Origin of the sequence: Janthinobacterium sp. UMAB-60 (assembly GCF_900095235.1) — a bacterium.
Classification (GTDB): Bacteria; Pseudomonadota; Gammaproteobacteria; order Burkholderiales; family Burkholderiaceae_D; genus Janthinobacterium.
The window spans coordinates 133,361-154,284 of sequence record NZ_LT607484.1; the positions used below are offsets into that span (position 1 = coordinate 133,361).

Annotated in this window: 18 protein-coding genes; 4 read left to right on the forward strand and 14 right to left on the reverse strand. The window is 65.5% G+C overall.

The window, feature by feature from the left end:
- Positions 1–34: 34 nt before the first annotated feature.
- From K0F86_RS06500 to K0F86_RS06545, 10 genes are all read right to left on the reverse strand, one after another.
- Entirely contained in the window at positions 35–1,792 is a 1,758-nt protein-coding gene (locus K0F86_RS06500) for a methyl-accepting chemotaxis protein (RefSeq protein WP_219133652.1), read from the reverse strand.
- A gap of 264 nt (positions 1,793–2,056) precedes the next feature.
- Entirely contained in the window at positions 2,057–2,569 is a 513-nt protein-coding gene (locus K0F86_RS06505; RefSeq protein WP_219133653.1) for a lipocalin family protein, read from the reverse strand.
- A 34-nt stretch (positions 2,570–2,603) separates the two neighbouring features.
- The gene (locus tag K0F86_RS06510; protein ID WP_257572010.1) at positions 2,604–3,389 is read right to left on the reverse strand and encodes an ABC transporter substrate-binding protein; all 786 of its coding nucleotides are present in this window, start codon (positions 3,387–3,389) and stop codon (positions 2,604–2,606) included.
- Between the two features lie 48 nt (positions 3,390–3,437).
- Positions 3,438–4,469 (reverse strand): type VI secretion system protein TssA, encoded by a 1,032-nt coding sequence (tssA, locus tag K0F86_RS06515; RefSeq protein WP_219133655.1) that lies wholly within the window; start codon positions 4,467–4,469, stop codon positions 3,438–3,440.
- A 20-nt stretch (positions 4,470–4,489) separates the two neighbouring features.
- On the reverse strand, positions 4,490–7,129 hold the full coding sequence (gene tssH / locus K0F86_RS06520; RefSeq protein WP_219133656.1) for a type VI secretion system ATPase TssH: 2,640 nt from the start codon (positions 7,127–7,129) through the stop codon (positions 4,490–4,492).
- Positions 7,126–7,599 (reverse strand): type VI secretion system baseplate subunit TssE, encoded by a 474-nt coding sequence (gene tssE, locus K0F86_RS06525; RefSeq protein WP_219133658.1) that lies wholly within the window; start codon positions 7,597–7,599, stop codon positions 7,126–7,128. The genes tssH and tssE overlap by 4 nt, the downstream gene beginning before the upstream one ends.
- Before the next feature lie 66 nt (positions 7,600–7,665).
- Positions 7,666–8,157, reverse strand: a complete 492-nt coding sequence (locus K0F86_RS06530) for a type VI secretion system tube protein Hcp (protein WP_034750126.1) — start codon at positions 8,155–8,157, stop codon at positions 7,666–7,668.
- Positions 8,158–8,188: 31 nt separating this feature from the next.
- Positions 8,189–9,679: a type VI secretion system contractile sheath large subunit gene (gene tssC, locus K0F86_RS06535; RefSeq protein ID WP_219133659.1), complete on the reverse strand. Its 1,491-nt coding sequence runs from the start codon at positions 9,677–9,679 to the stop codon at positions 8,189–8,191.
- A 1-nt stretch (position 9,680) separates the two neighbouring features.
- A complete protein-coding gene (gene tssB / locus K0F86_RS06540; protein WP_141170178.1) occupies positions 9,681–10,190 on the reverse strand; it encodes a type VI secretion system contractile sheath small subunit in 510 nt (169 codons plus the stop codon).
- Between the two features lie 37 nt (positions 10,191–10,227).
- Positions 10,228–10,818: a tetratricopeptide repeat protein gene (locus tag K0F86_RS06545; RefSeq protein WP_257572011.1), complete on the reverse strand. Its 591-nt coding sequence runs from the start codon at positions 10,816–10,818 to the stop codon at positions 10,228–10,230.
- A 278-nt stretch (positions 10,819–11,096) separates the two neighbouring features.
- Here K0F86_RS06545 and tssJ point away from each other — a divergent pair, with 278 nt between their 5' ends.
- From tssJ to icmH, 3 genes are read left to right on the forward strand one after another with little or no spacing between them, the layout of a single operon-like run.
- A complete protein-coding gene (tssJ, locus tag K0F86_RS06550) occupies positions 11,097–11,696 on the forward strand; it encodes a type VI secretion system lipoprotein TssJ (RefSeq protein WP_219133662.1) in 600 nt (199 codons plus the stop codon).
- 36 nt (positions 11,697–11,732) lie between these two features.
- Positions 11,733–13,103 (forward strand): type VI secretion system baseplate subunit TssK, encoded by a 1,371-nt coding sequence (tssK, locus tag K0F86_RS06555; RefSeq protein WP_219133663.1) that lies wholly within the window; start codon positions 11,733–11,735, stop codon positions 13,101–13,103.
- On the forward strand, positions 13,100–13,885 hold the full coding sequence (icmH, locus tag K0F86_RS06560; protein WP_219133664.1) for a type IVB secretion system protein IcmH/DotU: 786 nt from the start codon (positions 13,100–13,102) through the stop codon (positions 13,883–13,885). The genes tssK and icmH overlap by 4 nt, the downstream gene beginning before the upstream one ends.
- Before the next feature lie 28 nt (positions 13,886–13,913).
- Here icmH and K0F86_RS06565 read toward each other — a convergent pair whose 3' ends face one another.
- From K0F86_RS06565 to K0F86_RS06580, 4 genes are all read right to left on the reverse strand, one after another.
- Positions 13,914–14,693 carry an OmpA family protein gene (locus tag K0F86_RS06565; RefSeq protein WP_219133665.1) on the reverse strand — a complete coding sequence of 260 codons (780 nt, stop codon included), beginning with the start codon at positions 14,691–14,693 and terminating at the stop codon, positions 13,914–13,916.
- A gap of 9 nt (positions 14,694–14,702) precedes the next feature.
- A complete protein-coding gene (tagF, locus tag K0F86_RS06570; protein ID WP_219133667.1) occupies positions 14,703–15,683 on the reverse strand; it encodes a type VI secretion system-associated protein TagF in 981 nt (326 codons plus the stop codon).
- On the reverse strand, positions 15,680–19,498 hold the full coding sequence (tssM, locus tag K0F86_RS06575) for a type VI secretion system membrane subunit TssM (protein ID WP_219133668.1): 3,819 nt from the start codon (positions 19,496–19,498) through the stop codon (positions 15,680–15,682). The genes tagF and tssM overlap by 4 nt, the downstream gene beginning before the upstream one ends.
- A gap of 195 nt (positions 19,499–19,693) precedes the next feature.
- Positions 19,694–20,533: a M15 family metallopeptidase gene (locus K0F86_RS06580; RefSeq protein ID WP_219133669.1), complete on the reverse strand. Its 840-nt coding sequence runs from the start codon at positions 20,531–20,533 to the stop codon at positions 19,694–19,696.
- A 138-nt stretch (positions 20,534–20,671) separates the two neighbouring features.
- Between K0F86_RS06580 and K0F86_RS06585 the strand changes: the two genes are divergently transcribed.
- The coding region (locus tag K0F86_RS06585; RefSeq protein ID WP_219133670.1) for a hypothetical protein at positions 20,672–20,924 on the forward strand (253 nt) is incomplete at its 3' end.

Below are 20,924 nucleotides of genomic sequence, written 5' to 3' on the forward strand. Positions count from 1 at the left end.
GTAGCGCCCGCGCCATGCCACGGGGAATCTGCGCTTAAAACTCTTCCCATTCGTCGGTGCCGGACGCCACCGGCGCCTTCGGCGCGCGTGCGCGCACAGCTTCCGCTGGCGCCGCCTTGCCCGGCGCGGGTGCAGTCATGGCTGGTGCCGGCGCACGCCGCACGGCGGGCCGCATGGCAGCTTGCATGCCAGTTTTGACCGGCGCAGACGCTTTCACAGACGGGGCCGCACTGGTGGAAACATAGTGCTGTGTGGCATCGAGCTTGAACACGCCCACCACCTCGGCCAGCCTGGCCGCCTGTTCCTGCATGGATTCGGCCGCCGCAGCCGCTTCTTCCACCAGGGCCGCGTTTTGCTGCGTCACCTGGTCCATCTGGCCAATGGCCTGGTTGACTTGTTCGATGCCTGCGCGCTGCTCATCGCTGGCATCGGTGATCTGGTTCATGATCTGCGTCACGTGGCTGATGCTTTGCACGATTTCGTCCATGGTGCGGCCGGCCTTGTCCACCAGTTGCGAACCGGCCTCGACCTTTTGCACGGAATCGTCGATCAAGCCCTTGATTTCCTTGGCCGCCGCGCTGGAGCGCTGCGCCAGGTTGCGCACCTCGGAGGCCACCACGGCAAAACCGCGGCCCTGCTCGCCGGCCCGGGCCGCTTCCACGGCCGCATTCAGGGCCAGGATATTCGTCTGGAAGGCGATGGCGTCAATGACGCTGATGATGTCGACGATCTTGCGCGAGGAATCGTTGATCGAGCCCATGGTGCTGACCACTTCCGACACCACCACGCCGCCCTTGCTGGCGATCTGCGAGGCGTCGATGGCCAGTTGATTCGCGCTGCGCGCATTGTCGGCATTGCGTTTCACGGTCGAGGTCAGATCTTCCATCGAAGACGCCGTCTCTTCCAGCGAACTGGCCTGCTCTTCCGTGCGCGATGACAAGTCCAGGTTGCCGGCGGCAATTTCGCTCGAGGCCGTGCTGATCGATTCGGTGCCGACGCGCACCTGGCCGACGATACTGACCAGTTTATCGTTCATGTTTTTCAGCGCATGCATCAGCTGCCCCGTTTCATCGCGGCTGTCCACCACGATATGGCTGGTCAGGTCGCCGGCGGAAACGGCTTGCGCCACCTCGACGGCGCGCGTGATGGGACGCGTGATCGAGCGCGTGATCCAGTAGGCGCAGGCGATACCCAGCAAGATGGCGACCGCGCCCAGCGAGATTTGCAGCAAACGGCCGTTTTCATAGCGCGAGCGAATGTGCGTGGCCGCTTCATCGAGCAATCTGGCTTCCAGCACGGCCAGCTTGTTCAGCGACGCCAGGTAGATGTCGCGCTTGACGGCCATGTCGCCTTCATACAGGCGCTTGCCCAGTTCCAGGTCGCCCGCATTCTTGGCCTTGAACACATCCTTGCGCACGTCCGTATAGGCTTTGCGCGTGCTCAGCACTTCCTGGTACAGCGCCTGCTCGTCCGTGCTCAGTTCGCTCTTGCCGATAGCGTTCTGGATTTCCGTGGCGCGCGCCGACGAAACCGCCATTTCCTGTTCAAACTGCTTCTGGTGTTCAGGATCGCCCACTTTCCAGGCGGCCGCCGTACGCGCCGCATTCACCTCGATGACCTTGGTCCATTCACCGATCAGGCGCTCATTGCGCACCTTGACGTTGACCAGCGCATCGGTTTCCTTGCTGGCGCTTTGCATCTGCACGATGCCCACCACGGTCAGGCTCGTCAACAGGAGCAAGACGGCGGCAAAAGCACCACCGAGACGTACGCCGATTTTGAGGTTTTTCATTGCGTGATTCCTATCTGAAAAAAACAATGCACAGATGCCACGAAACCGACTTGCTGCTACGTACCAATATAGCAGGCATCTGCCGTGCGGCAATCACGAGCGGCGACGCAACGCTACCCAGGTCGCCAGAATGGCGGCGCGCCGCAGCGCACCACTTTGGAGCAGATTGTGAGTGAATCAGGATGGTATTGCAAGAAATAACATGCAGAAAAGCAACAATTTCAAGGCGCTATGCCGCCACGCACGGGCGGCAGGCAAGCATGGTCAATTTTGCTTCACATAGATCAATTTTGACGTGTCGAAACCCAGCCCTCGGGCTTTCTCGACCAGGCGCTGCTGCAAGGCAGGATCCATGGTCGGCGAGCGCGACAGCAACCACAAGTATGACTTGTCGGGGCCGCTGATCATGGAGTAGCTGTAATCTTGCTGGTCCAAATCAAACACGATGTAGGAACCATAGAAGGGCCCGAAAAACGACACTTTCAGGTAGCCCACGTCTTTCTTGTCGACGAAATACGCCTTGCCTTCCGCTTCCTTCCACTTCGCGTCCGCATCCTTGTAGCCGCGGTTGAGCACTTTCAGGCCGCCATCCTGGCGCAGGCTGTAGTCGGCCGTCACATGGCTCAGGCCCCGTTCGAACGAGTGGTCGAGGCGCGCGATCTCATACCACTTCCCCAGATAGCGGCTGGTGTCGAAGTTGCTGACAGGGACAATGTTATCGGGACGGCCCACGCAGCCGGCCAGCACGAGCACACACAGGAACAACAGTTTTTTCATGGTCTTCTCCATTGGTGGAATCAGGGTAGCAACGTCACGGTAGCAATGCGTGGTCAACGATGCGGCGGATCGCGCCACTGGCTTGCATGCGCACGATGGCGGCATTGAATTGCTCGATAAAGTCGTCGCGATAGGGGTAGGAGTCCGGCCGGCGCACCGTAAAGCCCAGGTGACCGTGCTGGCCGGCCAGCTGCGCCGTTTCCTCGATTGCCTGCATCGGCGCGCCCGGCGGACTCGCGCGCCGGATGCGCTGCAATTCCCACTGCGCCGACAGGCGGTCGCTGACATAGCAATCGATGCGCCCGCGCATCAGCTTGAGCAGATTCGCGCGCGTGCCCTTGGCCGGGTCGAGCACGATTCTTTCGGCATGCAAGGACGCCGTCAGTGCCGCATCCCCAAGCAGGAAACCCGCGTTCACGCCGATGTGCAGGCCGCCATAATCGGCGGGCCACTGCCGCAGCGCGCGCTTCGCCAGCACGTCCTGGCTGCACAACACCACCAACTGCTCCATCAGCAGCGGCACGGAATAGCGCACATACGGCCGCTCGCTGCGCCACGAATACGGCGGGTACAGGGCGAAAGCCTCGCCCGTCTGCAGCATCAGCAGCCCCCGTTTCCAGGGCACGGGGCGCAGTTGCACCGCATACTGCGGCATCGATTGCACGGCTTCGCGCACGATCTCCGTGTAGATGCCTTTCAGCTGGCCTTTCTCGACGTAGGAGTACGGCGGATAATCGTCGTCGCCATAGATCACCAGCGGCGTCGCCGTCCCGGCCTGCGCGCTGGCAGCGATGAACAGGCATAGCGCGGCAGGCAACATGGGCATTCTGAGCATGCCCAAAGATTAGCATGGAAGCGCGACAAACAATCAACCGTTCGCGCTGTTCGTGCCCAGCATCTCGTCGAGCTGCGCCAGGGTGCCCGAGTCCTTCACGACGGCGCGCAGCCACAGGTGCAGCGGCAGCTCGCCCCAGCTGGCGGCCTTGTCGGCCAGGTAGGCAACGGGGCTGTGCGGCTCCGTGCGGCGGAAAAAATCGGCTACCTGGCGCAGTTGGGCCAGCGCCTGCTGGCGCTGCACGATGACGCCCCCGCTGCTGCCGGCGCCCTGGCCGGCGGCGGGCGACGCGTCAGCGAAGTCCGCGCCGGGCGACAGCGGCGCGATGAAATGAATGACGTTTTCCAGCGCTTCGCGCGCGGCGCGAAAACTCGGGCCATCGGCGCCGAAACGCGCATCGACGCTGCGCTCAAACGCCAGCAGCGACTGCATGCAGTACTGTGCATCGGCCAGCAAGCCGTCGGAAAAGGCGCGCGTATTCCTTTGCCGCGCCGCCTCCATCTGCGCCAGGGTCGCACCGTCGTCGTGGCGCGTATCACCCCAGCCCTGATCCACTGCGCCCTGCGCCAGGCTGGCGGCCGCGCGCTGGCGCGCCGCATCGAAATCCTGCAGTGAAAACAGGCCATCGGCGCCCTCGGTCAGCGGGATCTGGCGCAGCAGTTGCGGCGTGCGCGAGAGCAGCCAGAAGACATTGCCGATGCGCTGTTCCTGGTCGCCCTCTTCCGCCGGCGGGTACAGGTCTTCCCAATAGCGCTCGCACAGGCCGGCCAACAGCGCGTAGCCATCGCCCAGGCCACGGAAGTGGCGCGTCTTCGCATGCGCCTCGGCCAGCCAGACGGCCACGCGCAAATCCTTGCTGCGCGCTGCGATCAGCTGTTCGCAGCGCGTCGCCACGAAAGGCCAGTCGGCTTCCTTCAACGCCGTCACCCATTCGCCCTGGTCCAGGCTCGGATCATCGTGCTGGCGCGCGCGCGCGATGGCGTCGAGCTCCTGGCTGAAGGTGATGTCTTCGCCACAGGGACTGACGGCGCTGACGGGATGCAGCAACTGCTCCAGGTTGAACATGGCGCTCTCCGGAAGGTGGATTATCGGATCGTGTACTTGAACTGCCCCTGCTTGCCGGCGCTGACGCGTATCGAGGCGATCGGCTCGCCTTCGGCCATGCGCGCCAGTACCGCTTCGGCAATCGCCGGCAGCAGGCTGCCATTGAGAATTTGATCGACATTGCGCGCGCCCGAATCGACCTCGGTGCAGCGCGCCAGAACGGCGTCGACCAGGCCCGCGTCATGGCTGAACTGCGCCTGATGGTTGCGCGCGATGCGCGCGCCGATATGCGCCAGTTTCAGGGCGATGATCTCGGCCAGCACCGCGTCGCTCAGGGGATAGAACGGCAGCACCTTCAGGCGCCCCAGCAAGGCCGGCTTGAAGTGCGCCACCAGTTGCGGGCGCACCAGTTCTTCCAGCGCGGCCGGCGTGGGCAAGTCTTGCGCCGCCCGGTTCAGGCAGGCGGCCATCATGGCGCCGGACCCCAGGTTCGAGGTGGCGATGATGATGGTGTTGCGAAAATCGACTTCGCGCCCTTCCGCATCATCGAGCACGCCCTTGTCGAAGACCTGGAAAAACAGTTCCAGCACATCAGGGTGCGCTTTTTCCGCCTCGTCGAGCAGCACCACGCTGTAAGGCTGGCGCCGCACGGCTTCCGTCAGCACGCCGCCCTCGCCATAGCCGACATAGCCGGGCGGCGAGCCTTTCAGGCCGGCCACGCTGTGCGCTTCCTGGTATTCGCTCATGTTGATGGTAATGAGCTTGCGCTCGCCGCCATACAGCAGGTCGGCCAGCGCCAGCGCCGTTTCCGTCTTGCCCGTGCCGGACGGCCCCGTGAACAGGAACACGGCTTGCGGCTTGTTCGGGTCGTCCAGGCTGGCGCGCGCCGTGCGCACGCGCTGCGCCACCGCCGCGATGACGTGGTCCTGTCCCAGCACCCGTTCGCGCAGCGCGCCGTCCAGGGTCAGCACCGTGCGGATCTCGTCCTTGAGCATTTTCCCCAGCGGGATGCCGGTCCAGCCGGCGACGACGCCGGCCACCACCTGGGCGTCGACTTCCAGCGGCGACAGCGGCGCCTCTCCCTGCAACGCCGCCAGTTCTTCCTTCAGCGCCAGCAGGCGCGCCGCGCCGATCTCGCCCGGCCGCTCGCCGCGCAGTTGCGCGCGCAAGTCGCCAATCTGCGCCACCAGCGTTTTTTCGCGCTCCCAGCGCTGCGCCAGGGCCGCGATTGCCGCCTGCCCTTCGTCATGCTCGCGCCGCAGCTGCGCCAGGCGTGCGGCAGCGGTTTTGTCGGGCGCTTCGCCATCAGCCGCTTCGCGCGTCAGGGCGGCGATTTCCGCGCCGATGCGTTCCTGCCGCCGGTTTGCGTTTTCCAGCTGCGCCGGCGTGGCGCGCTGGCCCAGCGCCACCTTGGCGCAGGCCGTATCGAGCACGCTGATGGCCTTGTCGGGCAGCTGGCGCCCGCTGATGTAGCGGTGCGACAGGCGCACCGCCTCGACGATGGCGGCGTCGCGCACGCGGATGCCGAAATGGCGCTCCATCAGCGGCGCCATGGCGCGCAGCATGGCGCAGGCGATGTCCTCGCTTGGCTCCTCCACCTTCACCACCTGGAAGCGCCGCGCCAGCGCCGCATCCTTTTCAAAGTATTTTTTGTACTCGCTCCAGGTGGTGGCGGCGATCGTGCGCAGGGCGCCGCGCGCCAGCGCCGGTTTCAGCAGATTGGCCGCGTCGTTCTGCCCCGCCTGGCCACCGGCGCCGATCATGGTGTGCGCCTCGTCGATGAAGAGGATGACGGGGTACGGACTTTTCGCCACCTCGTCGATAACGTTCTTCAAACGGCTTTCGAATTCGCCCTTCACGCTGGCGCCGGCCTGCAGCAAGCCCATGTCGAGCGCGTGGATGCGCGCCCCCTGCAGCACCTCGGGCACGTCGCCCGCCGCGATGCGCAAGGCCAGGCCTTCCACCACGGCCGTCTTGCCCACGCCCGCCTCGCCGGTGAGTATCGGATTGTTCTGGCGCCGGCGCAGCAGGATGTCGACGGCCTGGCGTATCTCACCCTCGCGACCGATCACTGGATCGAGCTTGCCGTCGCGCGCCAGCTGCGTCAGGTCGGTGGTGAACTGGTCCAGCGCCGGGGTCTTGCTGGCCAAAGTCGCAAGCGGATCGTCGGGTGTCTCGGAAAACTGCGGCACGGCCGCGCTTTCCTCTACCGAGCCGGCCGTCAGCTTGTCCGGATGGTGCTTCAATTGCTCCACGCTGAAGCGGGCGAACAGCTTCGAGCCGCGGTACGCGAGTTGCGACAGTTCCGGCTCCGTCAGCAGCGCCAATAACAGATGGCGACTGCGGATGGGTCCCGGCTGCGCCGTATCGAGCGAGGCGACCAGCCAGGCGTGCTCGAACAGCAGCGGCAAATGGGGCGAAAACACGGGCGTGCGCGCGCTGCCCGTGCGGAAGCCGCCGATCTCGCGGCGCAAGTCCGCCTCCAGCGCCGTCAGGCTGATTTCGCTGCGCCGCGCAATGGTGACGAAATCACTGCGCTCCTGTTCCAGCAGGGCCAGGAACAGGTGTTCGATATCGACTTCATACTGACCCAGTCCCACGCAGATGCCGGCGGCGCGAGTGGCGGCCGTGCGCGACGTGTCATTCAGTTTGGCGATCAGGGTTTTCAAATGATTGCTCATGCGGCGGCTCCCTTGCGGTTGATCGAATAGCGCAGCGACGACGGCTGCAGCACGGCGTCGAAATTGACCGTCTCGCCCCCGGCCTGCACGGCCAGGGTGCCGCTGATGACGAAGCCGACGCGGTTGATGCTGCCCGCTTCCCGCTCCAGGCGGGCGCGCACATTGCGCAGGCGCGGTTCGTGGCGTTCGATGGCCGCCTTCAGCGCGGCGCAGATGCGGGCGCGGTCGTCGCTGCTGGACAAACACATGCCGGCGAAATCGATCAAGCCATAGTTGACGATGGACGCCGCGCATTCCGGATAGGCATCCAGCGCGCCGGGCGGCAAGGCCACGCGCGTGTTGAGCAGCTCTTCCAGGTCGCGCGCCACCGCATCCTTCAATTGTTCCAGCGACAGGCGCGCCGCCACGCCGCCCGCCGCACCGCCGTCGCCCATCAGGCGGTCGAACAGGCCAGGTACATAACTGTCCATGCGCTCTCCTGCGAAGTCGGCGCGGCGCGCAGGCGGAGATGGCCGCCGCGCGCCGCGCGCGATGGATCAAGCCACGCGGTTCGCGGCCAGGTCCCAGCCGCCCGAGGTATTGCCGCCCGCGCCGCCCGTCACTTTTTGCTGCGTGTATTTCCACTTCACTTTCGAGAACTTGAAGCCGACGTGTTCACCGAGGATGTCGCCCTCTTCCACGTTCGGCGTGACGGCGCCGATCAGCACATTCTCGATTTCGATTTCAAAGTACTTGACGCGCTCGCCCTGGCCGTCGGCGCGCATGAATTCGAAGCGCGCCTTGGGAATGGTCTTGCCGGCCGAGCAGGTCTGCAGCAGCACCGGCGAGGCCAGGTCGGCCAGCTTGGAGATGACGATGTCCTTGTGCTCGCAGCGTTCGGCCGTGTGGCCGCCGCCCGTCGAGGCGGTGGCGGACTTCGGCTGCTCGACGCTCCAGCTGACCGATTTGCACTCGATCCAGTCCTTGTGCTTGTCATCGGTGGACTCGCCCTTGATGCCGTCTATCTGCAGATATACATCGATTGCCATGGTGTGCTCCTCTGGTTGAAAGATGGGTGGATCATGAATTGGTCGACTTCGGCAACTCCGCGACCAGTCGGAGCGAAACGGACAGCTCATCGAGCTGGAAATGGGGACGCAGGAACGACACGGCGCGGTACACGCCGGGCCGGCCCGGCACTTCATGCACCTGCACGGACGCCTCGCGCAGCGGGAACTGCGCCTTCTGTTCCTGGCTGGCGTTATCGTCGAGCAGCACGTACTGCATCAGCCAGCGGTTCAAAAAATCTTCCACGTTGGAGGCGGCGGCAAAGCTGCCGATCTTGTCGCGCATCATGGCCTTCATGTAGTGGGCGATGCGCGAGACGGCAAAGATGTACTGCAGCTGCGACGACAGCACCGCGTTGGCATTGGCCGCGTCGCTGTTGTACTTGCGGCTCTTCTGCGCCGACTGCGCGCCGAAGAACGCCGCATACGCCGTGTTCTTGCAGTGCACCAGCGAGATGAAGCCCAGGTCCGACAATTCCTTTTCGCGCCGGTCGGTGATTGCCACTTCGGCCGGGCATTTCAGGGCCACGTCGCCCTCGTCCGTCTTGAAGGTGTGGGTGGGCAGGTCGTCCACCAGGCCGCCGCCCTCGACGCCGCGGATGGCGGCGCACCAGCCGTAATCGGCAAACGCGCGCGTCAGCTTGCTGCCGAACGCATACGCCGCGTTACACCACAGGTATTTGTGATGGTCGCTGCCGTCGACTTCCTCGACAAAGTTAAAACCTTCGACGGTGGTGCCGTCGACGGGATTGAATGGCAACCGGCCCAGGAAGCGGGGCAAGGTCAGGCCCACGTAGCGCGCATCCTCGGATTCGCGGAAGGCTTTCCATTTCGCGTACTCGATGGTGTCGAATACCTTGGCCAGGTCGCGCGGCTTGCCCAGGTCGCCGTAGCTTTCCAGGCCAAACAGTTCCGGCGCGGCCGAAGCGATGAAGGGCGCGTGCGCGGCGGCGGCGATGTGCGACATCTGCTCGACAAAATACATGTCTTCCGGCTGGCGCGAGATGGCGAAGTCGCCCAGCAGCGCGGCGAACGGCGCGCCGCCGAAGGTGCCGAATTCCTCTTCATACACCTTCTTGAACATGCTGCTCTGGTCGAATTCCAGCGCGGCCTGGAAATCCTTCACCAGCTCGCGCTTGGTGGCGTTGAACATGCGGATCTGCAGGCGCGTGCCCGTATCGGAATTGCCGACCAGGTAGCGCAGCCCCGTCCAGCTTTGTTCGAGCTGCTGGAACGGTGCCGCGTGCATGATTTCGCTGAGCTGGGCGGAGATCAAACGGTCGATTTCCGCCACGCGCGCGTCCAGCGTGGCCGACAGGCTGCTGGACATCAGTACCGTGCCGTCGAGCACCTGCGCCACCAGTTCCGAGATCAGGTCGCGCGCGCGCGCATGTTCGGCGCCGGACTTGGCGACGCGGCTCTGCTCGACGATCTGGTCCAGCAAATCGGTCGCGGCCGGCGCATCGGCGGTGGATACTGCTAGGGCTTCTGCCTGGGCGTTCATCTCAATCCTCCTGCGCTGGGAACTGCGGTTTCAAACTGGCCAGGCTGTCCGTGTTGTTCAGCACTTCCGTCAGCAAGTCTTCCAGCTTGTCGTTGCCGGCCAGCTTGTTGCGCAAGTCCGCCAGCTTGGTGCGCGCCTCGAGCAGCTTGCGCAAGGGATCGACCTGGCGCACCACCGATTCCGGGCGGAAGTCATCCATCGAGCGGAAGTGCAGGTCGACGGCGAACGTGCCACCCGCTTCGCTGATGCGGTTCGGCACGGCGAAACGCGCCACCGGCTCCACGCCGGCCAGCACTTCGTCGAAGTTGTCGCTGTCGATGGCGACGAACTTGCGGTCCTTCAGGCGTTTTTTCTCGCTGTCCGGATTGCCGCCAAAGTCACCCAGCACGCCGACCACGAAGGGCAGCTCCTTGTTTTCAATCGCGTCGCCAATCTCGACGTCATAGGTCATTTGCACGCGCGGCGCGCGTATCTGCTTCAGGCGTTTCTGCACGCTGTCGGACTTGGGCATGTCGCTTCCTTTGCAAAGGGATGGTGGGGATGCTGGCTTACTTCAAGCCGCTGAACGGGTCGGCCGCGCTGCCTGACGATGCCGCGCCCTTCGCCGCCGGCGTGCCGGAACCGGCGGCGCGCTTGCCGGCCGCCGGTGGGCGTCTGGCCGGCGGCACCAGCACGTCTTCGCCGATGCTGGCACGCAGCAGCTTGGCCAGCTCCTGCGCTTCCGAGCGCAGCGAGCCATTCAGATTGTTTTGCCGCGATAGGTCGGCCAGCGCCTTGCCAGACAGACGCAAACCGCTGACGGCAACGATGCTGTTGGCGACCTTGTCGTCCGGATCGCGTTCCAGCGCTTCGAGCGCATGGCCGATGGCGTCGCCGTATTGGCCGCGGTCGAACTTCATCTGCGCCATTTGCAGCCACGGCGCCTTGTCGGCCGGGTAGCTGCTGCCGCCCCCCTTGAGCAGGGTCATGGCGCGTTCGTACTGGCCGGCGCGCGCGGCCGCATCGGCGTCGCTCATCACTTGCGCCAGGGTCGGCGCGGCAGGTTTTGCGGGCGCCGGCTGGTCTGGCGTGGCGCAGGCGGCCAGCAGCAAGGCGCTGGCGAGGCAGGCAATACGGGGCAACATGGTGGCTGGCTTCATCGGGCATTCCTTCACGTGGAGGACGCTACCGCTGGGAAAGATGGGCGGCGCCTTGGTGGAGGCCATTATTGATCGCCAATTTTTTTGCCAGATTGAGATTAATCAGCAAAGAAGAAGTTCCACGCCACAGCGGTGGACAGCGTCATGAATCCTGATCTGGCGCAGTAATTGTCTTGATCGCAGGCGGACTTTGCGCCAACGCAAGCAGGCCGCTGGCACATGCGTTTAAATGACTGCAAGACTTTTGTTTCCACCCACCATTTTTGCAAAGATCGTCCATGCCATCTGACGCCCCGCTCCGCCGCCTGGCGCGCGCCACCCCGCTACTGCTGCCGGTGTTGCTGCTGGCCTTGCTGCAAGCCGGCTGCGCGGGCGGCGCCATCGGCACCCTGGCCAACGCGGCGCTGCAAATGGCCGGCGTGGCCAAACCGCCGCCCGAACTGCCGGACGCACAAAAACCGCCGCGCAACGTCAGCATCCGCCTGCACGCGGCGCAGCGCCTCAACACCGATGCCGAAGGCCGGCCGCTGGCGCTGGTGGCGCGCATCTACAAACTGCGCCAGAGCGCCGCATTCGAGCAGGCCCCATACGACAGCTTCCTCGACGCGCAGCGCGAAAAGGCGGCACTGGGCGCCGACCTGATGGAAGTGAAGGAAGTGCTGCTGGTGCCGGGCCAGCGCTATGAAGTGCAGGAAAAAGTCAGCAAGGAAGCGTATTTCATCGGCGTGGTGGCCCTGTTCCGCGCGCCAGCGGCGCAGCGCTGGCGCGCCACCTTTGCCGCCGCCGACGCGGAACGCAGCGGCATCACCGTCGGCCTGCACGCCTGCGCGCTGAGCGTCAGCGGCATGGCCGCGCTGTCGGCCCCGCGCTGCCAATAGGCACACGGGCACGCCACACATACAAGGAGAAACGAGATGGGCATGGCAGCGAAAGTCTTGTGGGGAGAGGGCCTATTCCTGCGGCCGCAGCATTTCCAGCGCCAGGATCAGTATCACGAAGCGCGCCTGCATCACACGGCCAGCGCGCTGCATCCCTACCTGTGGGGCGTGGCGCACATGGAATGGGATCTGGCGGCGCTGCGGACGGGCACCCTGCGCCTGCACGCCCTGTCGGCGATCTTCCGCGACGGCGAAGTGTTCGAGGCGCTGGGCGACGGCGCACCCGGCAGCGATGCCCTGCCCCCGCCGGTGGACCTGGAAGCGCTGCCGCCGGCGGTGCAGGAAGTGACGTACTACGCGGCGCTGCCCATCCTCAACCGCGAAGGCATGAATTACACGGCGCAGGAATCAAAGGCAGGTACGTCGGCGGCCACGCGCTTTGCGCACGCCATGCGCGCCACGCCCGACCTGTTTACGGAGTCCGCCGTCGCCGACGTGGCCTACCTGAAGAAGACCGTGCGCCTGATTCCCGACAGCGAGGCGCGCGGCTCCTACGACTGCCTGCCGCTGATCGCCCTGCGGCGCACGGTGTCGGGCGGCTTCGAGCCCGTGCCATCGTTCATGGCGCCCAGCCTGGCGATCGCCGGCGCGCCGCGCCTGCAAGGCGTGCTGGAACACCTGCTCGACGCGCTGCAGGCGAAAGTGAGCGCGCTGCACGGCCACCACCGCGAGCCGAGCCGCAACGTGATCGAATTCCGCTCGGGCGACGTGTCCTCGTTCTGGCTGCTGCACACGGTCAGCACGGCCGCCGCCGCGCTGATGCACTATGTGCGCCATCCGGCCCTGCATCCTGAGCGCCTGTACGAGGCGCTGCTGGGCCTCGCGGGCGGCTTGCTCAGCTACTCCAAGCACTACACCCTGGCCAGCCTGCCCGCCTACGACCATGCGCAGCCGGGCGCCTGCTTCGACGCCATCGATGCGATCATCCGCGAACTGCTTGACACCGTCATCTCGTCGAAGTATTTTTCCATCGCCCTGCTGGAGGACAAGCCCTCGTATTACCTGGGCAAGCTCGATTCGGGCAAGATCGACCAGCACACCACCTTGTACCTGGCGATACGCGCCGCCATGCCCGCCATCGAACTGGTGGATGTGGTGCCGCTGCGGGTAAAAGTGGGCGCGCCCGACGACGTGGAAAAATGCGTGCTCACGGCCATGCCCGGCCTCAAATTGTCGCATGCGCCGCAAGTGCCGGCGGCCATTCCCGTGCGCCCCGACACCTATTATTTTGCGATTGAAAACCGCGGCGCCCTGTATGAACAGATGCTCAAGGCGCAGTCGATTTCCGTCTACGTGCCGGCCGGCATACGCGACCTGCAGCTGGAACTGATCGCGGTGACGGCATGAGCCAGCTCATTGAACGGCGCGCGGCGCCCTCCCTGCTGGGACCACGCGGTGCCGCCCCTGCAGGCAACAGCCGGCAGGCCGGCAGCGCCCTGCTGGACCTGATGCACGAAGGCTTTTACATGCTGTTCATGCTGAAGCACGGTTCGGCGCCCGGCGACGAGCAAAGCTTCATGGACCGCATCACGGCCTTTCTCGGCGACTTCGAACGCGAAGCGAAAAAGATCCGCGCCGATGGCGACGATATCGAGGCGGCCAAGTATGCGTTTTGCGCGGCCGTCGATGAAATCATCCTGGCCTCGCCGTTCACCCTGCGCAAGCAGTGGGAGCGGCGCCCGCTGCAGCTGCTGATCTTTGGCGACCAGCTGGCGGGCGAACATTTTTTCGACCGCCTCGACGCCTTGCGCGGCAAGGGCGCCATGCGCGTGCAGGCGCTGCAAGTGTTCCACATGTGTTTGTTGCTGGGATTCCAGGGCAAGTATGCGATCGACGGCGGCGAAAAACTCAGCTACCTGACGGCGCGCCTGGGCGACGAAATCGCCCACATCAAGGGCAAGAGCCGTGGCTTCGCGCCGCGCGCGGAGCGCCCCGACCAGGTGGTCAACAAACGCGGCAGCGACGTGCCGCTGTGGGCGCTGTCGAGCTTTTTCGCCCTGCTGGCCATCTGCGCCTACCTGGGCCTGAAAACGCATCTGACGCGCGGCACGCAAACGACCCTGGCCGCGTATGCGGACCTGGTCAAGCTGGCGCCACGGCCCGCGCACCTGACCATTACCTTACCCTGATCATTGCGCATGTCCCATTACGCGTGCTTCATTGAGCAATGCGGAACTCGATGCGCCGATTCCGCGCCCGGCCATCGGCCGTGGCGTTGCTGGCCACGGGCCGGTCCGGACCCTGGCCCGACACCAGCACGGTATCGGCCACGACGCCCTTGCTGGCCAGGTAGGCGCGCACGGCTTCGGCGCGCGCCAGGCTCAGGGCCACATTGCTGGCGCGCAGGCCCGTATCGTCCGTGTGGCCGATCACCTCCACCTTGCGGCCCCGCAGCCTGAGCATGGCGGCCGCCATCTCGTCGAGGATGGCCAGGCCGGCCGGCGTGATGGACGCCTTGCCGCTGTCGAATTCGATGATGCGCTTGTCCAGCGCCGCATCGAGCAAGCCCTGCTCTGCCTCGGGCGCCTTGACGCGCAAGCCGTTGTTGACGGTGTAGGTGGGATTGAGGCTGGTGGCGATGTCGCTGGCGATCTGCTGGCGCTGCGCCTCGTTCGCCACTTCGCCGCGCACGCTGACGTTGTTGCCGGCGATGCTGATCTGCCCCCGCGAAATGAGCTTCAGGTTCGGCGCGATCAGTTTTTGCACGTAACCGTTCCAGTTGGCCGGCACGGCCACGTTGCCGATGGCAATCTGGTCGACCACGCGCTCGGCGCCATACAGTTCGCGCAGGCGGGCCAGCACGGCCGCCTTGCCCGCCTCGTCGGCCAGGGTGCCCGTGACGAGGATCTGCCCCGGCATCGGCGTCTGGGGCGCTTGTGCCTGGGCGTGGCAGGAAGTGGCGGCGCCCAGCAGCAGGAAGAAAACGGTCGGCTTCATCGCAATCCTTCAGGCAAAGGTATCGGCAAACATGGCGCAGGCCGAGCGCAGCGACAGCTGCTCCTGCTGCAGGCAGGCGGACAACCGGCGCAGCGCCGCAGCGTCTCCCAGCTGCTCGTCAACCCAGTCGAGCTGGTCGAACACGATCAGCCGTTCGCTGCCGGCCTGCGGATCGATCAGCGCGCGCAAGCCGTGCGGGTCGGCGCCGCAAAAACCGATCACCAGCACGGGCGCCTCGTCGAGGTGGGAAAAGAACAGCGCCAGTTCGAAATCGGCCTGGCGCAGGAAAGGCGCGATCAGGTGCAGCCAGAAGCTGGCCACCAGCTCGCGCAGCCGCACGTCCTGCGGCAGCGGCAGCACCAGGCTTTTCTCCAGGCGCGGCAAGCCGCTCTGGCGCACCGGTTGCAGCAGCAGGCCCAGACCCAGCAGCAGTTCGCGCACCGTCACGGGGAATGCGGGCGAAGCGAGCATCGTTTGCAAGCCGTGCACGGTCTGCGTCTGCAGGAAGGCGGCCAGCCGCGCCGCGTGGCACGGTGCGGCCGGCTCGACTTCGACCACGTTGCCGGCCAGCGCCAGCAGCGCCGGCCCCGGTTCGGCGCTCGTCACAATGCCTTGCGAGAGCTGCTCCACGCGCTGCCACAGGGGCGCCAGCGCCAGCGGGCTGCAGGCGACAAAGGCTTCGGCGTCATCGACTTCCAGCGCGCCCATGGCCATGAAGGGAAAGCGCCGCAGCGACTGGTCATTGCTCGCTTCCAGGCGTCCGGCGATGGCGCGCCGGCTGCGCGTGCCGACAAAGGCAAAGCGCAGCGGCGGCAAGGCGTCGTAATTGAGCTTCCAGCGCGGTTCCACCGTCAGCGCGTTCATGACTTGCGCCAGCCAGTCGTCGAGCAGCTGCACCAGCGCGTGATTGTCGCAAGCCTTGATGAAGTCGCCGCGCGCGGGGATCTTGCCGAAGTAGCCGAGGCGCACCTGCTGTTGCGCGCGCATCATGGCGACACTCCCGCCGCAGCGACAGCAACGGCGGCAATGGCCGGCACGGGTGTGGGCGCGCCGACGATGGTCTCGGGCAGCTGCATGCCGCGAAAGCCCTGCTCCTGCACCGCAGTGGCGGCACCGGCGCCCGTCGTTTCAGCGCTGCTGGTGATTTTCAGGTCGACCGCCACGGCCACCTCGCCGCGCGCCCAGCGCAGTTCGAACACGCCGCCGTCCTTGCGCTTCTTGGCCGCCGCATCGATCATGCGCTTCAGGCCGAATTGCCCCGGCTCGTTGAACAGTTCCACCGTGCGCCCGTCGAAGGTGACGGCCGTGATGCGCGCCCCTTGCATGCCAGACGCGCCCTGTGGACCCGGATGCACCATGTTCGTCCACTGCGCCGGCGTATTGCGGTAGCGCAGCTGCTGGCCGTCGATCTCCACCGTGTATTCCAGCGTGCCCGGCGCGGGCGATGGCTGGATCTGGAACACGGTTTGCGCCGCCGTCGACGTGGCCGCCACGCCGCCCGCGCCCAGCGGCGCGATCCAGCCGGGGAAGCGCGCCACCACCTGCGGCGACAGGCTGATGCCCATGTCGGCCCAGGTGCGCGGCGCCAGCACGTCGCCGCGCCGCACCACCAGGGGGCCCATGGACGTCGTGACGAATTTCGCCACCAGGCCTTCCGGGCCGAAGAACTGGCCGATCTCCAGGTTGCTCGCCTCGATGCGCGCCGTGGGCGCGAACGGATACTTGTTGGCCAACGATTTCTGGAACGGTTCGTATACCTGCGCCGCCCAGGTCTTGTTGATATCGAGTTCGGCCGGCGCGACGATGACGGCAAAGGTCTGCATCAGCGGGCGCACGAGGATGGGGCGTATCGCCTGCTTTTGCGCGTCGCTCATCCCCGTGAGCATCTGCTCGTCGACCAGCTTCAGGGCGTCGGCCAGCTCGGAACCGCTGCCTTCCAGGGTCTGCTGCATGAACTGGCGCGCGCCCGGCCCCGCGTCGCCCTGGTTCTTCAGCAAATTCAAACGGCTGCGCAGTTTCGACAGCGCTTCCAGGTAGGCGCGCATCAGCGAGGCATTGTTGTCCCTGGCCGCCACCAGCTTGCCCACGCCGGCAAATTCGCGTCCCACGGGGCCCATCGGTTTATCCAGGCGGGCCGGGTCGATCTGCGCATTGAGGCCCGGATTGGCCGTCAGCTGCGATGGCGCGCGGCGCAGCACGGTTTCCTTGAACCACGCGATGATGCCCCGCTCGGCCTTGCGCAATTGCGCATTCTGCAGCGCCGGGTTGTCCCACGAGGTTTCCTCGTAAATGGTGGTGAGCAGTTTGGCGATCGGCGACGACTGCGGGTCGCCCAGGCGGTTCATCGCTTGCACGGCGCCGTCAAAGCCTTTCAGGTCGGCCACGGCCACGCCCTGCACGAATTTCTGCCACTCGCGCGCGTAGTCGGCCTTGTACATGGCCACCAGGTTTTTCTCGATCTGCTCCGGACTGCCTTCCAGGGTCAGGTCGTCGGTGGAGGCGCTTTTCAGCACCCAGTCGGCGCTTTGCAGCTCGCGGTTGGCGGCGTCGCGAAACGCGCCCTCGACGAACTTTTCCCACGCCTGGCGCGTAAAGGCGCCGGAGACGGCGTAACTGCCCGCCAGCAGTGCCTGATCCTGTTCGCCGATGATGCGCGCCACCGTCATGCCGGGAAAACGCGTCGAGGCGCGCGCGCGAATGTCGGCATACACGCGCTCGCGCGCCGGCATGCCGCGCACCACGCGGCGCAGGTTTTCGCGCGCCTGGTCGACCAGCGCCAGCTTCTGCTCGATGCGCGGCCAGGACGGGTCGCCGATCTGCGCCAGGTAAAACGTCAGCAACCGTTCGGCGCTGCGTATCATCTGCTCGCGCGGCATGGCGCCCCGGTTGCCCTCCAGCCAGCCGCGCCAGAAACGCGTCAGCTGGTCGTTCAGGTGGCTGCTTTCCACATGCGTCTTGTCGGCCAGCATCAGATAGGTTTTCAGCGCGTTGTAGGCGTCTTCCACGTTTGTCGCACTGGCCGCCTGGTACTGCACGCCGCGCGGCGCGGCCGTGGGTGACGCGGCGGCAGGCGTCTGCGGCGTACGCGCCGTGGGCAGCAACTGGTCGGCGCTGGCGTTCATCTCGAACAGCAAGGCTTCCAGCGCGCCCGCCACGGGGGCCAGCATGACCTGGCGCGCGCCAGCAAAATATTCCTCGCGCAGCTTGCGCTCAAGTAAATCGCCCTGATACAGGCCCAGGCGCAAGGACCAGGGACGTTGCGTGCGGTACGCTTCCAGCTGCTCGATACGGTCCTGCAAGATCTCCAGCGCTTCCAGGCGCGACTGCAAGTCCAGCCGGCGCTCCTGCAGCTTCACCACTTTATTTAAATCGGCCTCGACATTGGCCACCAATTGCCGGTTGCCCAGATAAGACCAGCTCCAGCCGCCCAGGCAGGCGCCCAGCGACACGGTGGCGGCAAAGAACACGGCATATTTGAAGCGCAGCTTGGCACGGTTGGCATAGTTAGCCACCAGGTGCTTGTCGGCAAAAATCACCTTGCGGAACAGCTCCAGCAGGAAATAGCCATGCTGGCGCGCGCCCGATGGCACGGCGGCCGGGGCCGGTGCGAAGGCCAGGTCGAAGCGGCGCGCCACCTGCTGCGAGGAGGCACTCACGGGCTCGCCCTCCTGCAGCGCGCTGGTGAAATAAAAGCCGCGGAACACGGGCTGGAACTGGAACGGATTTTCCTCGAACAGGGTGGCGATGAAGGCGCGCAGGGCCGGCTTGATGGCGGCAAATTCCAGCGGGAAAGTAAATACGCCGGGCGCCATCGTCTTGCGTTGCCGGTGCGCCATGTTGGCCAGGCTCAGCTCCGTCAAGCCATCGTGCAATTCATCGAAGCTCTGGTCGAAAAACGCCAGCAAGTCCGCCGTGGGCAGCTTGCGCTGGTAGGGCATGGTGGCGCCCCAGACGCGCTCGCGTTCGCTGCGTTCGGCATCCGCAAAAAACTCCGTGAAGCCGGCGATCAGGTCCGCCTTGGTAAACACGATGTACAGGGGCGCGAACACTTCCAGGCGTTCGATGACGTCCTGCACGCGCTTGCGCAGGCTGCGCGCCAGTTGCATGCCCACGTCGGGGTTGCCTCCCAGTTCGGCGATGCTGACGGCGATGAGGATGCCGTTGATGGGTGCCTTGCGCCGGTATTTTTTCAGCAGGTCGAGAAAGCCGAACCACTCGCCGCGGTGCTCGTCGACGACGGAGTAGCGCCCTGCCGTGTCGAGCACGATGCCATCCGTGGTGAAAAACCAGTCGCAGTTGCGCGTGCCGCCCACGCCTTGCACGACCTTGCCGTCAGCGAAAGGGAATTGCAGGCCAGAATGCAGGATGGCGCTGCTCTTGCCGGCGGCCGGGTTGCCGATGATCATGTACCACGGCAATTCGTACAGGGCGGCGGCGCCCGATTTGAGGCCCAGCTTGGACGTCTTGATGGTCTCGATGGCGGCCAGCATGCCCGTGCGCACCGCGTCGAGTTCACCCTGCTGGGTGCTGTTGGCCGTCGCGGCCGAGGCCGCTTGCGCGGCGGCGATCTCGGCCTCGTTGAGGATGGCTTGCCCCAGCGCCTGGGCATTGCGCCGCGCGCGGCGCCGGCGCCACAGCCACAGGCCCAGCCAGGTGAGAAAAGCCAGCAACAACAAGGCCAGCGCCCAGATCAGCGCCACTTCCAGCACCTCGGCCCCCAGGTACAGGAACACGGCCAGCGCCACGAAGCCGAGGATGGTCAGATTGCGGCTGTCGGTGAGGAAATACCAGATTCGTCGCAGCATGATGAGCCCAGGGTGAGGTCGCAAAGCAAGGCGGATTCGACCCATGCTGACAGCAATGCGGCGCGCCTTTGTTGACATATGACAAGTACCAGGCGCCAGCGCACGGCAGGCGCTGGCGTGCCATTGACGCTGCGCAAGCAAGCTTGCAGCGGTGAAAATGATGGCGCGGCGCGGCGCTAGAATGGCTGGCGCGGCTTACTTGCCCAGCACGCGCGGTTGCGGCAATTCCGTGTGGCCAAAATCCATCATGGTCCAGCGCCCGCCCCAGCGCAGGCCCACCGATTCGGCCGTCACGCCATATAAACGGTAGCCGCGCATGGCCCAGGCATTTTTTTCAGAAATGATGAGCTTTCCTTCATGCATGAATGCGCAATCGGCCGCCAGGCCATACTGGTGATAGCTTTGAAACGCCCTGGCGTTGGTCACGTTCGGGCCGGCCGCCGCCAGCTGGTCCTGGCGCGCGGGGCTGCGGTAGCCTTCCAGCAAGACCATGTCGTAGCCATGCACGTCCTTCATGATCTTGAAGACCAGCAGCAAACGCTGCGCGTAGTCATGGTCGAGCAATTGCCAGTTGCGGCTGGCGCCGCCCAGCAGCGGGCGCAGCTGCGTTACTTCCGCCGTGGAAAACAGCAGCGGCGGCAAGGTCGGTGGCGGCACCAGCTGCTCGCCTTTCAGCAAGTCGCTGACCTGGTCGTTGATGATGTGTTGCCGGTCGGCATAGCCACGCAGGGCGATGCGCTCGCTGGACAACCACGCCAGCAGCGGTGGCACGATGACCAGCACGCTGCCTGCCAGGCTCAGCCAGCGATGCCGCAACAGCAGCTGCCAGGCGCGCGCCATGCCCGAGCCCGTGTGCCGCCGCATGCGCTGCCACTGCGCGCCGCTGCCGCCCTTCAGGTGCTGCGCGCGCCGCTGCACGCGCCAACCCAGGTTGACGAGCGTGTGCAGCATGATGGCGCGACCGCCGGGAAACAGCAGCAGCCAGCAGGCAAAACAGGCAAGCAGAAAATACATCAGGACCAGGGCGACGAACATGGGGCGCTCCGTGACAGGGGTAGTCTGGGCCGGACAGCAATTTCCCGGCGGTATCGCTAGATCGTAGGCGTCCGCGGCCCGCATGAGCGCGGTTTACATCAAGGTCAGTCGAGTTTGATCCACTGCGGAGGTGATATTTTGTCTCTATTGAAAACCGGGGATGGCCAGGCGCACGGTCCTGACCTGCTGAGCAAGGCCGGCGCGGCAGGCGCGCACAGCGACGGCAAGGGCATCCTGTCGCAGCTCGAACACGGCGTCGCCGCGCCTGCGGCCAGGCCCGCCCCGCGTTGGCGCCCCGGCTGGCGGCACTGGGCCGCTGGCGCGCTGTGCCTGGCGCTGCTGATCACGGCCGTGCTCGCTTATGACACGAGCATCATGCCGCTGCCGCCGG

Bases quoted from the DNA above. Each gene is read 5' to 3' on its own strand.
- tagF (WP_219133667.1), bottom strand. From the start codon at position 15,683: ATGATGCGCGCGCAACAGCAGGTGCGCCTCGGCTACTTCGGCAAGATC.
- tssC (WP_219133659.1), bottom strand. From the start codon at position 9,679: ATGAACGCCCAGGCAGAAGCCCTAGCAGTATCCACCGCCGATGCGCCG.
- K0F86_RS06510 (WP_257572010.1), bottom strand. From the start codon at position 3,389: ATGTTGCCTGCCGCGCTATGCCTGTTCATCGCTGCCAGCGCGCAGGCC.
- tssM (WP_219133668.1), bottom strand. From the start codon at position 19,498: ATGCTGCGACGAATCTGGTATTTCCTCACCGACAGCCGCAATCTGACC.
- tssE (WP_219133658.1), bottom strand. From the start codon at position 7,599: ATGGACAGTTATGTACCTGGCCTGTTCGACCGCCTGATGGGCGACGGC.
- K0F86_RS06545 (WP_257572011.1), bottom strand. From the start codon at position 10,818: ATGAAGCCAGCCACCATGTTGCCCCGTATTGCCTGCCTCGCCAGCGCC.
- icmH (WP_219133664.1), top strand. From the start codon at position 13,100: ATGAGCCAGCTCATTGAACGGCGCGCGGCGCCCTCCCTGCTGGGACCA.
- K0F86_RS06505 (WP_219133653.1), bottom strand. From the start codon at position 2,569: ATGAAAAAACTGTTGTTCCTGTGTGTGCTCGTGCTGGCCGGCTGCGTG.
- tssK (WP_219133663.1), top strand. From the start codon at position 11,733: ATGGGCATGGCAGCGAAAGTCTTGTGGGGAGAGGGCCTATTCCTGCGG.
- tssA (WP_219133655.1), bottom strand. From the start codon at position 4,469: ATGTTCAACCTGGAGCAGTTGCTGCATCCCGTCAGCGCCGTCAGTCCC.
- K0F86_RS06565 (WP_219133665.1), bottom strand. From the start codon at position 14,693: ATGAAGCCGACCGTTTTCTTCCTGCTGCTGGGCGCCGCCACTTCCTGC.
- K0F86_RS06530 (WP_034750126.1), bottom strand. From the start codon at position 8,157: ATGGCAATCGATGTATATCTGCAGATAGACGGCATCAAGGGCGAGTCC.
- tssB (WP_141170178.1), bottom strand. From the start codon at position 10,190: ATGCCCAAGTCCGACAGCGTGCAGAAACGCCTGAAGCAGATACGCGCG.
- K0F86_RS06500 (WP_219133652.1), bottom strand. From the start codon at position 1,792: ATGAAAAACCTCAAAATCGGCGTACGTCTCGGTGGTGCTTTTGCCGCC.
- tssJ (WP_219133662.1), top strand. From the start codon at position 11,097: ATGCCATCTGACGCCCCGCTCCGCCGCCTGGCGCGCGCCACCCCGCTA.
- tssH (WP_219133656.1), bottom strand. From the start codon at position 7,129: ATGAGCAATCATTTGAAAACCCTGATCGCCAAACTGAATGACACGTCG.
- K0F86_RS06580 (WP_219133669.1), bottom strand. From the start codon at position 20,533: ATGTTCGTCGCCCTGGTCCTGATGTATTTTCTGCTTGCCTGTTTTGCC.